10 protein-coding genes and 1 pseudogene are annotated in these 12,444 nt (G+C 62.3%); 2 read left to right on the top strand and 9 right to left on the bottom strand.

Annotated features, from left to right (window positions below):
* Positions 1 to 134 precede the first annotated feature (134 nt).
* From K0F85_RS03875 to K0F85_RS03860, 4 genes are all read right to left on the bottom strand, one after another.
* Entirely contained in the window at positions 135 to 866 is a 732-nt protein-coding gene (locus K0F85_RS03875) for a BON domain-containing protein (RefSeq protein ID WP_219114641.1), read from the bottom strand.
* Between the two features lie 104 nt (positions 867 to 970).
* On the bottom strand, positions 971 to 1,675 hold the full coding sequence (locus K0F85_RS03870; protein ID WP_219114640.1) for a hypothetical protein: 705 nt from the start codon (positions 1,673 to 1,675) through the stop codon (positions 971 to 973).
* Positions 1,676 to 1,825: 150 nt separating this feature from the next.
* On the bottom strand, positions 1,826 to 3,559 hold the full coding sequence (locus tag K0F85_RS03865; protein WP_219114639.1) for a hypothetical protein: 1,734 nt from the start codon (positions 3,557 to 3,559) through the stop codon (positions 1,826 to 1,828).
* Between the two features lie 108 nt (positions 3,560 to 3,667).
* Entirely contained in the window at positions 3,668 to 4,267 is a 600-nt protein-coding gene (locus K0F85_RS03860; RefSeq protein ID WP_219114638.1) for a short chain dehydrogenase, read from the bottom strand.
* A gap of 113 nt (positions 4,268 to 4,380) precedes the next feature.
* Here K0F85_RS03860 and K0F85_RS03855 point away from each other — a divergent pair, with 113 nt between their 5' ends.
* Positions 4,381 to 5,298 (top strand): LysR family transcriptional regulator, encoded by a 918-nt coding sequence (locus K0F85_RS03855; RefSeq protein ID WP_219114637.1) that lies wholly within the window; start codon positions 4,381 to 4,383, stop codon positions 5,296 to 5,298.
* Positions 5,299 to 5,323: 25 nt separating this feature from the next.
* Here K0F85_RS03855 and K0F85_RS03850 read toward each other — a convergent pair whose 3' ends face one another.
* The 3 genes from K0F85_RS03850 to K0F85_RS03840 are packed head-to-tail and all read right to left on the bottom strand — an operon-like array spanning position 5,324 to position 9,647.
* Complete coding sequence (locus K0F85_RS03850) at positions 5,324 to 6,787, bottom strand: efflux transporter outer membrane subunit (protein ID WP_257572510.1); 1,464 nt, start codon at positions 6,785 to 6,787, stop codon at positions 5,324 to 5,326.
* A gap of 40 nt (positions 6,788 to 6,827) precedes the next feature.
* Positions 6,828 to 8,426 (bottom strand): DHA2 family efflux MFS transporter permease subunit, encoded by a 1,599-nt coding sequence (locus K0F85_RS03845; RefSeq protein ID WP_219114636.1) that lies wholly within the window; start codon positions 8,424 to 8,426, stop codon positions 6,828 to 6,830.
* 6 nt (positions 8,427 to 8,432) lie between these two features.
* Positions 8,433 to 9,647, bottom strand: a complete 1,215-nt coding sequence (locus K0F85_RS03840; protein ID WP_219114635.1) for an HlyD family secretion protein — start codon at positions 9,645 to 9,647, stop codon at positions 8,433 to 8,435.
* Positions 9,648 to 9,791: 144 nt separating this feature from the next.
* Between K0F85_RS03840 and K0F85_RS03835 the strand changes: the two genes are divergently transcribed.
* Positions 9,792 to 10,508, top strand: coding sequence for a TetR/AcrR family transcriptional regulator (locus K0F85_RS03835; protein WP_219114634.1), 717 nt, complete (start codon positions 9,792 to 9,794; stop codon positions 10,506 to 10,508).
* 23 nt (positions 10,509 to 10,531) lie between these two features.
* Here K0F85_RS03835 and K0F85_RS03830 read toward each other — a convergent pair whose 3' ends face one another.
* Together K0F85_RS03830 and K0F85_RS03825 are read right to left on the bottom strand one after the other, a co-directional pair.
* The gene (locus K0F85_RS03830; protein ID WP_219114633.1) at positions 10,532 to 11,698 is read right to left on the bottom strand and encodes a hypothetical protein; all 1,167 of its coding nucleotides are present in this window, start codon (positions 11,696 to 11,698) and stop codon (positions 10,532 to 10,534) included.
* 414 nt (positions 11,699 to 12,112) lie between these two features.
* Positions 12,113 to 12,320: pseudogene (locus K0F85_RS03825) on the bottom strand (dihydrolipoyl dehydrogenase); the annotation flags it as partial.
* Positions 12,321 to 12,444 lie beyond the last annotated feature (124 nt).

Raw genomic sequence — 12,444 nt, 5'->3', positions numbered from 1 at the left:
GATATCGACCAGCACCAGCGGTCAGATTTTTCTCATGTTATATTATGATCGTAATTTATACAATCAAAAAAAGCTGGCGCCACACTGCTGCGTGCGGCGCCAGTCCTGGCGTTAAGGCCTGTGCAGAATGCGCCTTACTTCACCTTCAAGCCATTCTTCACGTCCGTCACGCCTTCCACGCCACGGGCCAGGTCGGCGGCTTTTTTCAATTGCGCCTGGGAAGGCACGAAACCGCTGAGCATGACGACGCCCTTGACCGTTTCCACATGGACGTCCAGCGCTTTCAAATCATTGTCCTTGACGAGGTCTGCCTTGATCTTGGTGGTGATGACGGAGTCTTCCACTGCCACCTTGGTGCTGCTGGCCGCATTGCGCGTCACGCAGGCAACCTTGGCCGTTGCATCCATGGCATCGCAATTTTCCTTCATGGTGGCAGGTGGATTTTGCGCCACGTTGGTGCCGGCCATGGAGCCCGTGTTGGCGTCAGCCAGCGCAGCCGTTTTCGCTGCCTTGGCATCGTTCATGCACGTGCTCTTGTCGGCACCCGTGCGCTCGCCGCACTGGGCCTTGGCCAGGTCATACTCGGCCTTGGCCACATCCTTGCGGGCCTTGCCCAGTTCGCGCGGCGTGTTGCGGTATTGCGCCACGGCGTCAGAGTCGGCCTTGGCGCGCGCCACCGCAGCTTCTTCCACGCAAACTTTCTTCGCGTTGCCGCTGTGGGCATCGCAAGCAGCCTTGGCTTGTTTGTAGTCGGCCGCTGCCTTGTCCGTCAAACTCTTGTAGGAAGCATCCTGCGCATACGCGGGCGTGGCAGCAAGCAGGGCGCTGGCACTGGCCGCCAGCATGAGTGCAATAATTTTGTTCATGATGGTTACTCTCCGGTGTGTTAATGACCAGATTAAACCCCTGCCGCACGCAAAGCTCCGTGCGACAGCGCACGCTGACAGGCCATCCACGTAAAAATGCGCGTTTATTTATCGCCGCTCAAGCCCTTCCGCCACAATACTTGCGCCTGTTCAAATGGTGAAGCGGACGCGTCAAATACACCCACGCCACCCGCCAGTGCCAGCCATGCCTGCGTGGCGTGGGAACTGCCTGCACCGCCGCCCGCGCCGTCGCCGCCGGCGCGCACGCCGCGCATCCAGGCCAGCACCTCCTGATATTGCTCCGGGTGGCGTCCCTGCATCCAGGCAAGTGCCACCAGATCCGCATAGGCCTCTTCGCGGCGCGTCTCGCGCAGCTCCTGCGCCAGCGCTGTCAACGTGCCCCGCTGCGTGCTGAGCGGCTCAACCAAGCCGCGTGGCGAGGCGTGCCAGTCGCCCTGTGCATAGCGTCGGCAATGGCCGATTTCATGCGCCGTCATCGCTTCCATCATCATGCCCTGGCGCGCAGGCAGTACATCTTGCAAGACGCTGTCCGCCTGTGCATTGCCGCGCAGCGATAGCACCAGCTTGCAGCGCCCCGCTGCGTAGCCCAGCGCCAGCGGCACGGCACCGGGCGCATCCTGCGGCTGCACGATGATATCGATGGGCAAACCTTGTGCGCGCGCAAACGCGATGACGGGTTGGCCGGCCTGTAGCCAGCGGCTTTCCAGAGCGGTGAGCTGGGCGGCGGCCACGGCGGGCACAGAAGATACGGCGATGAGCAAGCTCATCAGCAAGAGCGGATTTGGCATGGGACAGACGGGACGAAAGAAAAGCAACTACTGCAGAGTAAGCGGTGAAAATATTTCCACAAGGAAAAACTGGCAACTTTTCATAAATAAAGACGAAAAAAAACCGGCGCAGATGCACCGGCTTTACACTCTGATAATACGGCGTCAGATTTATTTCTTCGTCGCTTGATCCAGCGCGCGCGCCGTGACGAATTCCGGGCGGATATCGTTGGGCACGGCCTTCATCTTGTCGAGCGCGACCTGCACTTCAGGGCGAATCACCACATACTTGCTCATCAAGCTTTTCGCGCGCGCATAGTCGCCCGTCGCCTCGATGGTCAAAAATTCACGGTCCAGGTCGATCACGGCTTGCTTGATCTTGCCAAAATCGACGCCGAACTTGCCATCACCCAAAGAAACAAAACCGCCCTTGTCGAGGATGTAATTCATCTGGATGGCCATGCCGCGCGCATGCGAATCCGTCAGACCGAAATGCAGGGTGCGGAAACCGGAGGCAAGAAAAGTGTTGTACAGCTTGCGCTCGGCGGCCTCGCCCTGGCCCAGGGTGTCGTTAAGTTGCCCTTTGTCCATCATGTAGCGCAACGCAAACAATCCCGTGATGTCGGCCTTGGCTTCTTCGATGGTCGAATAGGCTTCCTTCAAGTCCTGGCGCGGCGTCGATGGCTTGCCGTCGATGACGGTGGCGTGCGGGCCCAGGCCGTGCATGATTTCATGCGCGAGGATGTGCGTGAAGAAGGAATTGAAATCCACATCCTGCTGCGCTGCGGGCGTCAGCACCAGTTTGGAGATCGGCGTCAGGGTGGCCTTGAACTTGGCTTCCTGCACGTTTTTCAGCATCACGCGCTTGGAACCGCGCGCGCTGATGATGCGCTCGTCGTTGGGCAAGTTGTAGGCCGCCGTCTGCACGGCCATGTTGCCGTCGCCGGCGCCATACACCTGGTTGACCACCACCATCGGCGCCAGCGCGCCCACTTTCGGGTTGCGGTAGCGGGCGTCGAGTGGCAGATTGTCTTCCAGCTCCTGCATGTGCTTGGCAAAGAAGTTCAGCTTCTGCGTTTCCGCCTGGTCGCGGATGTTCACGTAAGCCTCGAACGCAGCCTTGTAGCCGAACAGTTCGTCGTTATACGTTTCGTAGGGGCCGATGGTGATGTCGACGGGCGAATCGAGGTCCATCCATGCGAAATCGGATGGCAGGTAATCATTGTCGAGGAAAGCCTTGGCGCGCAGGGTGAGGAATTTCTTCAGGGAAGCATTGTCGGTGGCGGCCGCCGCCTCATCGAGCAGCCTGGCCAGTTGCTTGAGCTCCACCTTGTATTCGTCCGAATACTTGACGGTCTGGTAGGTGCCATCCTTGCCCGCGCGAATCGTCGTAAAGAACCATTGCGCCTGCTGCTTGTCGTCCGCCGGCAAGCCATTCATCCACGTTTCCAGGCTGGCCTTGGTGGCGCCCTGCGGATAGAAATTGCCCGCTTCCGGCTTGTGCGCGGGAATGGCGATGCCGGCATAGCTCGCCGGCATGAACGAGGCGTGGGCGTCGAGCACCGACCATGGGCCCTTGTTGATCCAGAAATAATTCAAACGGGCCTGGCCCAGGGCCGACTTGTCCTTCTTCAAGGCTGCCCACAGCGCTTCATTGCCGGCCCAGCGCTGGCGCAGCTGCAGCACATCGACCAGCTTGGCCGCTTCGACCAGCTTGGCGATGGCCTGGCGGTCGCCGGCAGACAGGTGCGTGACATCGGCGCTCAGCGCAACGGGCGCATAACGGGCGCTCATGGCCGTCAGTTGTTGCGCCGTGGCAGGGGTTGCTGGTGCGGTGGCTGGCGTTGCGGCGCAGGCGCTGCCGAAGGCGGCAGCCATCAGCAGGGGAATCAGGAGTTTTTTCATGGGGGTCTCGGTTAGATTTTTCTCAGGAGCGGCTGGCGCGGATGGCGCGCGACCGCTTTCTTGTTCAACCTGCGATTGTCCCACCTGCCCCATGGCATGGCAAGCCGCTTACCAGACCTTGTACACCTGCCCCGTCTGCGCCCCTTCGACGCTGCGGCTGTAAGCCAGGGCCACGCGGCTGGCGGCGGCCGGTTCGAAGCCGTAGAAGAAGGGGCCATACGACTCCAGCGATTCGGCCAGCACCGTGGGGCTGACGACATTGATGCGCACGCCGCGCTGCAACTCGATGGCGGCGCCCCGCACGAAGCCTTCCACGGCCGCATTCGTCATGCTGGCAGCCGCGCCGAAGCGGATAGGCTGCTCGGCCACGATGCCGCTGGTGAGGGTGATCGAGCCGCCGTCGTTCAGGTATTCCTGCGCCACCAGCGCCACGTTGACCTGGCCCATGAGCTTGCTGTCCAGGCCCAGCTGGAATTGTTCAGGAGTAAATTCAGCCAGGGGGCCGAAATGCAGCTTGCCGGCCGTGACGACGACGGCATCGACCTTGCCGATGCGCTGGAACAGGGCGCGCACTTGCGCGATGTCGCCCATATCGGCCTGGTGGGTGCCGCTGCGGCTGCCCACTGCGATGATTTCATGGCGCTGCGCCAGTTGGGCGGCGACGGCCGTGCCGATGGTGCCGCTGGCGCCGATGATGACGATTTTCATGCTGCTTCCTTGTGTGGGTTGAACGATGGAGCCAGTATGCGCCGCTTACAAAAAGGAATAAATACGCTAGAATTTACAAGATTACAAACCCTAAATTTGCAATCAAGGTAGCCATGGATAAATTGCGCAGCATGGAGATTTTTGTCGCCGTCGTCGATGCGGGCAGTTTCACGGCCGCCGCCGAGGCGTTCCAGATTTCGCCCGTGATGGTGGGCAAGCACATCAAATATCTGGAAGAGCGGCTGGGTGCAAGGCTGCTGGCGCGCACCACGCGGCGGCAAAGCCTGACGGAAATCGGCCAACAGTATGTGGAACAGTGCCGCCAGATCCTGGCCAGCATCAATGCGGCGGAACGTGGCGCGGAAGCCATGCGCACGGCGCCGCGCGGCAAGCTGAAAATCACGGCGCCCGTGTCCTTCGGCAGCGAGTGCATCGCGCCGCTGCTGGCAGACTACCTCGATGCGTATCCGGAAGTGAGCCTGGAATTGAACCTGAACGACAGGACGGTGGACCTGGTCGAGGAAGGGTTTGACGCGGCCATCCGCATCGGCAAGCTGGACGATTCCGCCATGGTGGCGCGCGTGCTGCGCCCGTATGCGATGGTGATCTGCGCCGCACCCGCCTACCTGGCAAGACACGGCACGCCGCGCACGCCGGCCGACCTGGCGCGGCACGAATGCCTGGACTTCATGCAATGGACGCGCCATGTGCGCTGGCGCCTGGCCAGGAGCGGCGACGACGATGGCAGCCCCGTGCGAGAGAGCCGCTTCCGCTCGAACAATGGGCAGGCACTGCGCGTGGCGGCACTGCATGGCTTCGGCATCGTCATGCAGGCGGAGATCCTGATGGCCAGCGATATCGCCGCCGGCAGGCTGGTGCCGCTGCTGGCCGACTACGTGCCGGCGCCGCGCCCCATGCACCTCGTGTATGCGCGCGACCGCCAGCCCACGCCCAAGCTGACGACCTTCATCGATTTTCTGCTGCAACGCTACGGGCCGGCGGCGACACCGCCACCGGCCACGCTCACGTAACAGTTGTACCTGGTTCACCTCGTACTTAGTTGGCCTTCGCCAGCTTCGCCAGCTCGCCGTCCGGTTTCCAGCCGGCTCCCAGGGAACGGGCCACGGCAACCGTCGCCAGCAGGCGCTGGGTCTTGATCTGCGCGGCAGCGCGGTCCGCTGCCAGCGAACTGCGCTGCGCGTCGGTGACATCCAGGTAGGTGGAAATGCCGCGCTCGTAGCGCGTGCGCGCCACCAGGTAGGCACGCGCCGCCGCCGCCTGCGACAGGGCCTGGGCGTCGCCCTGCAACTGGCGCTGTTGCACGTCAGATAAAGCGTCTTCCACTTCGCGCAAGGCTGTCAGCAGCTTGGTTTCGTGATTCGCCACGGCTTCCGCATAGCGCGCCTTGCTCACATCCAGGTTGGCCTGGTTGCGGCCACCGTCGAAGATCGGCAGGGACAAGGCCAGCGGGCCAAAGCTGAACTGGCGCGAACCGCCTTGTGCCAGGTCGCGCAGCTTTTCGGAGGCGTAGCCGAAATTGCCCGTCAGTTGCAGCGACGGGTAAAACGCGCCTTCGGCCACGCCCACTTGCGCATTCGCCGCGCGCAGGCCCGCCACGCTGGAGACCAGGTCCGGGCGGTGCGCCAGCAGGCTGGCAGGCAGGCCGACAGGGATGCTTGGCGGCAGCGGCAAGCTGGAAGGCTCGGCGGCCACCGGCAATTGCAGCGCCGACGGCGGCTTGCCCGTCAGGGTGGCCAGGCTGTTTTCCAGCTGGTTGCGCTGGCGCCTGACTTCATGCAGGTCCGCCTGTGCGTTCGACAGTTCGACCTTCGCGCGCGCCAGGTCCAGCTCATTCGTCAAGCCCGCATTGAAGCGCGCCTCGACCAGCTGCGCCGACTCACGGCGCGTGTCGAGCGCGCCATTCAGGATGGCCATTTCCGCGTCCAGCCCGCGCAGCTGCCAGTAATTGCTGGCCACTTGCGCCGACAGCATCAGCAGCACGCCGTCGCGGTCAGCCTGCGCTGCCAGCGCCTGCGAGTCAAACGCTTCGACCATGCGTTTTACACGCCCCAGCAAGTCGACTTCGTACGACAGCGAGCCGCCCACGGAGAAGTTATTGCCGCTGATGGAGCGGTTGCCCAGAGCCAGGCCCTGCGAGGTATTGGCCGAGGTGCGCGAGTTCGAGATCCCCGTGCTGACGTTCACGCTCGGGCCCTGGTTGGCGCGCGCCGTGCCGCTTTGCGCCAGCGCCTGCAGCAATCGCTCGCCGGCCGCCCTTACGCCGGGATTGTCCTGCAGCGCGCTTTGCTCAAGGCGGTTCAGGGTCGCGTCGCCGTAGATGCTCCACCACTGTTGGGGCAGTTGCGCGGCATCCGCCGTGGCCGCGCCATGGCGGAAAACGCCGTTGTCGACGCCGGCCACATTCGCCGGGGCGGTGAAATCCTGGCCCACGGTGCCGCAGGCGGACAGCGCCACGGCAAGGGAGGCGGCCAGCGCGATTTTCGTCAATACTGTTTGCATGATGTGTACCTTCTTGTTCTTGAGGTGTTTGCGGGCGCGGTCAATGACCGCCGCCACCGCCACCGGGAGCTTTGAGTTTGTCGGCCAGCCACAGGGGCACGATGCAGGCCAGCAGAATGGCGCCGATCAGGAAGAAGCCATCGTTGTAAGCCATCACATACGCTTCGCGGCGAACGATGCCGTCGATCGCCTGCAAGGCCTGGTTGCCGGCCGTGACGGCGTCATAGCCCTTGGCCATGAACGAAGACGTCAGCTGGTCGATGCGCAGCTGCGTGGCGCTGGAATAGGCATTGATCGCCTCACCCAGGCGCTGCGAATGAAAGTGCTCGCGGGTGCTCAGGGCCGTTGCCAGCAGGGCGATGCCGATCGAGCCGCCCAGGTTGCGCGTCATGTTGAACAGGCTCGATGCCGATGGCATATCCTTCGGCGCGATGCCCTTCATGGCGAAGTTCGACAGGGTCAGCATGACGAAGGGCTGGCCCAGCGCACGCACCACCTGCGACCACAGCAGCTGGTCGTAACCGGTGGACGCATCCATATAGGCATTCATCATGCACGAGCCGCCGAACAGCAGCAGGCCGAACGAGCACAGGATGCGGTTATCCACCACGGACGACAGTTTGGCGACGAAAGGCATGATGAACAGCTGCGGCAAGCCCACCCACATGATGACTTCGCCGATCTGCATCGGCGAATAGCCGGCGATCTGGCCCAGGAACAGGGGCAGCAAAAAGGCCGAGCCATACAGGCCCATGCCCGTCACGGCCGACAGCACGGTGGCCACCAAAAAGTTGCGCTGGCCGTACAGGGCCAGATTGACGAATGGCTCGGCGCGCGTGGCGCTGGTGACGACCCAGCCGAGGATGCCCGTCAGGGCCAGCGCGGCGAAGGCGATGATGAAGCCCGAGTCGAACCAGTCCTTCGAATTGCCCTCTTCCAGGAAGATGGTCAGGCAACCCAGGCCCAGGGCCATGAAGAAGATGCCCAGCCAGTCGGCTTTCCAGAACATCTCGAGCTTCATCGGCTCCTTGTCCAGGCCATAGATCATGCCGGCGATCAGCAGCACGCCGGGTACCCAGTTGATGTAGAAGATCGAGGGCCAGCCATACAGTTCGGAGAGATAGCCGCCCAGGGTCGGGCCCATGGCCGGCGCCAGGGTAGCTGTCAGGCCGAAGATGGCCATGCCGACGGCGCGCTTCGACGGCGGCAGCTTGAGCATCACCAGGGTGAACGCCATGGGAATCAGGGCGCCGCCCGTAAAGCCCTGCAGCATGCGGAAGACGATCATGCTTTCCAGGTTCCAGGCCGTACCGCACAGGGTGGAGAACAGCAGGAAGAAAGCGGTGGTGCCTATCATGTAGGTGCGCAAGCCGAACACGCGCGCCAGCAGCGCGGTGAGGGGAATGACGATAATTTCAGCCACCAGGTAGGCCGTGGAAATCCACGAACCCTCTTCCTGGGTGGCCGACAGCGAGCCAAGGATATCCTTGAGCGAAGAGTTGGTGATCTGGATGTCGAGCACCGCCATGAAGGCGCCCAGCATGCCGGCGGCGACCGCCAGCCAGGTGCGCCCGGAGACTTTCTCGTCGATCACGGGAAACGCTGGCGGCTTCGCCAGCGTGGTAGAGGGGCTGCTCATGGAAGCTTAGCGGGTGGTGGTCTGGGCGGCAGGAGCAGCTGGCGCGGCGGCGTGGCGCGCGGCCTTGTCCTGAGCTTGATCCGACACGGGCTGGTTCACTTCCACTTCGGCGATCACCGACATGCCCGGCACCAGGCGGCCATGCATGGCCTTGATGTCTTCCGGCTGGAAGACGATTTTCACGGGCACGCGCTGAACGATCTTGGTGAAGTTGCCGGTGGCGTTATCGGCCGGCAGCAGGGCGAATTGCGCGCCCGAGGCAGGCGCGAAGCTGTCCACGGTACCCACCAGTTTCTTGCCCGGCATGGCGTCGATGGTCACGTGCACGCTCTGGCCGCGGTGCAGGTCGGCCAGTTGCGTTTCCTTGAAGTTGGCGGTGACCCAGACGTTGTCCTGCACGATGGCCGTCAATTGCTGGCCAGGCTGCACGCGCATACCCGTTTCCACGTTGCGTTTGCCGATGCGACCGGCGACGGGAGCCAGGATGCGGTTGTACTGCAGTTGCTGTTCCGCGTCCTTCAATTGCACGCGCAGCACGGCCACTTGCGCCTTGGCCACGTCGCGCGCGGCCTGGGCGGCGCCGATCTGCGCCTTGGCGGCCGAGGCGCTGTCACGGCGGGCGGCCAGGTCGGCGACGGCACTGGAGCGGGCCGCATTGGCTGCATCGAGTTCCGCTTTCGAGACGGCTTTCATCTGGCTCGTGTAGAGCTGGCCATAACGCTCTGCATCCTGTTTTGCGCGCAGCAATTGCGCATCGGCCTGCGCCACTTGCGCCTGGGCAGCGCTCGCCTGTGCCTGCACTTGCGCAATCTGCGCGTCCGCCTGCAGCACTTGCTGCTCGGCGCTGGCGATCTGCGCGGCGATCTGCTCGGTTTTCACGCGTTGGTCGAACGGATCGAGTTCGGCGATCACGTCGCCCTCTTTCACCAATTGATTGTCATCGATGAAGACCTTGGTGACGACGCCGGAGATGCGCGCCGAGACGGGATGCACGTGGCCGGCCACATAGGCGTTTTCCGTTTCCACGAAATAGTGGCTGCGGTACCACATGCGCGCGCCGGCGCCCAGCGCCACGAGGACGATCAGGCCGGCGATGATTTTCACGCGCTTGTTCGGTGCTGCGGAGCTGGCGGAAGCGGCGGGCATGGAAGGTGCGGCAGGGGCCGCAGGTGGGACGGCGCTCAGCACCTTGTGCTCTGCTTGGCCTGGCTGATTGGACATACTCGCTCCGAAAATGAAATGATATAGGTTCATTATTGGGCAAAGAAAAGCCAAAGTCAAGAAATGAAACGATTGCATTTCATTTTAATTTGCACTACAGTGTGAGCCATCACTCACCTTTCCACTTATAAAGAGACCCAGACCATGCCCGATCCCGGCCTCAGCGACACCCTGCCCACCGATAAAGAATCCGACGACGCACAGGAGCAGTCCTGCTGCGGCAAGCCAGCCGGCCGCCCGCGCGCGGCCGATATGGAAGCGCGCATGGACAAGCTGCTGCATACGGCCGGCTGCCTGTTTCTGGAAAAAGGGTATGGAAAGGTGAGCCTGGAAATGATCGCCCGCGAAGCCCATGTGGCCGTGCGCACGATTTATGTGAAATTTGGCGGCAAGTCGGGCTTGTTCAATGCCGTGGTGGAATTGCGCCGCGCCGCCTACTTCTCGACCATGCCCGCGCTGGAAACGGACATGCGGCCCCTGCCCACCATTTTGAGCGAGTTCGGCCTGCTGTTCGTGCAGCTCGTCACGATGCCGGCGGCGATACGCCTGAATCGCATGGTGGTGGCCGAAGCGGCCACGCACCCGGAACTGGCGGAAACGTTTTACAAGGTAGGGCCGGGACAGACGCGCGAGATGCTGAGCAGGTTTTTCAGCCGCCCCGACATCGCGCCGCTGTTTCGCGCGGAGCTGGCACCCTCCATGCTGGCGCTACACCTGCTTAATTGCCTGATGGGCGATCAGATGTCGCGCCTGCTGTTTCCACCGCTGGCGCAACCCGATGTGGCACAGCTGCGCGCCAAGGTAGCACTCAGCCTGGACCTGTTCCTGCGCGGCACCTTGCGCCAGCCGCTTGCGCACTGACGCGCGACGGCTGGCCGGGAAACTCAGCCAGGGCGGCTGCAGTCTTGCGGCGCAGCCACTTCGGCGCGCTCATCGCTCAAGCCCAGCGCGCGCAGGAAAGGCTGGGCCGCCGATACGCCATCCGCACCGAGTGAAGACTCACTTGCATCGTAGCGATCCGGGCCGTAACGCATCAGGTCAAACGAGGTTTCAAAGCGTTGCGCGAGGAAGTAGGTGCGGAAGTAATCGAAGGAAAACGCCACCTGGCCATCAGCCCGCAACAGCAAGCCATGCGCATACAGCGGCGCCAGCCAATCCTCCGCGGCCATGCTCAAGCCTTTCACGCCACCATAATCGCTGGCAAAGCGCTGCAGTTCCGCTTCGCCGAGGAACAGGCTCTGGGCTTCGAACATCACGAACGCCAGCTCGATCAGGAATTCGCGCGCATCGGCAGCCACGCCCGCGTCCTCATGCTGCGTGCCCGCCTTGCCCAGCAAGCCATCGAAATAGGCGCGTTCGCCCGCCAGCTGCGGCAACAGGGTGGCAAACACATACTCGGCATCCATCTGCCCCGTTTCCTGCGCATTCGGCGTGTACAGCACCGACAGGGCGAAGTTCTTGCTCACTTCATCGAACTCGCGCAGGGACACGGTCCAGCGCGTGCATGGCGCGCCGTCATCGGCCACATGCGTGCCGAACTCTAGCACGGAAAACGCCGCCATCTGACCATGCGTACCGCACAAGCTGCCGGGATTGCTCTTGAACAGGATTCCTAGCGACTTCATCAGCGAACTGGCATCGCCCGTATATTGGTGGCCATGAAACACGGCGTGGATATTCTTGTAGTGCGCGCGCTGCTCGGCATTGGCGTGCTCATCGGCGGAGAAAAAGCTGAAACCGGCATTGCCCAGCGCCGCAGCCGCGACACCCTGCACGCGGCTGCCCGGTACCAGGTAGTAACGCGCCCCAGGCAAGCTGGCCGCCTGCAGCAGGGGGCGCAGGAAGGATTCGTAGACATACACGGGCGTCGTATCGGCACCGGCATCCGGCGCCACCAGCTGGCCCGTGAAGAAAATCGCATCGATTTTCTGGCCCGCCGCCAGAATGGCAGCCACATCCTGATACAAGGCATGCAGCATCACGGCTTGCTCTTGCTCGTCAGCCCGGCGCAAACGGACATCGGCAATATGAAGGGCGGTAAATTTTTTCATTGTTGCAAAACTTTCTTAGAGCCTATCCCAGTAGGGAGCGTCTTCTGCCGGATTTCATCAGGAGCGCGGAGAAGGCGTCAGGAGGACGCGTGGCGAGCCACGCGACGACGCTCAACGCAGTGCCCGCTTCTGAGGGGCGCCAGCAGGGGATGTATTCATCGACTGGGACAGACTCTCGGTACAGCGGAACTTGACCGAACCCCACGCTGGCAACATTCCTGGAAAAATCACACGCTGCTGTTAAAGCAAAAGCAAAACATGGTTACAGACCTCCATTCTGCCATTTTTTCCATACAGCAATACTCACCAATATTCACATGACGCCGCCGCGCCACGTTTTAGCATGCTGCAGGTCAAGAGAAATAAAAAAACCGGGAACAAGTCCCGCTTTTTCGTACCAAGAGTTAACTTTTATTAGCGTTTGCGCAGTGGCGGCAAGTCCGTGCACACGCCTTCGTAGCCGTCAGCAGCCATCCCGATCGACTCGCCCAGGGTCGGGTGCGGATGGATGGTCTTGCCGATGTCCGTGCCGTCGCAGCCCATTTCGATGGCCAGGGCGATTTCGCCGCTTCATCGTTGACCTGTCGCCCGCGTGCGTGCCGACGATGGTGCCGCCGATGATGTGCCTAATCGTTGCTGGATAATAAAAAACCCCGCAATCGCTTGCGGGGTTTTTAGTGTTACGACACAGCGCTACAACATCAACGCTTGCGCGGTGGTGGCAAGTCCGTGCACACGCCTTCGTA

This window comes from Janthinobacterium sp. UMAB-56, from assembly GCF_900095265.1.
Taxonomy (GTDB): domain Bacteria; phylum Pseudomonadota; class Gammaproteobacteria; order Burkholderiales; family Burkholderiaceae_D; genus Janthinobacterium.
The sequence above is the reverse complement of the archived record's forward strand: the minus strand, read 5'-3'. Positions and strand labels throughout refer to the sequence as shown.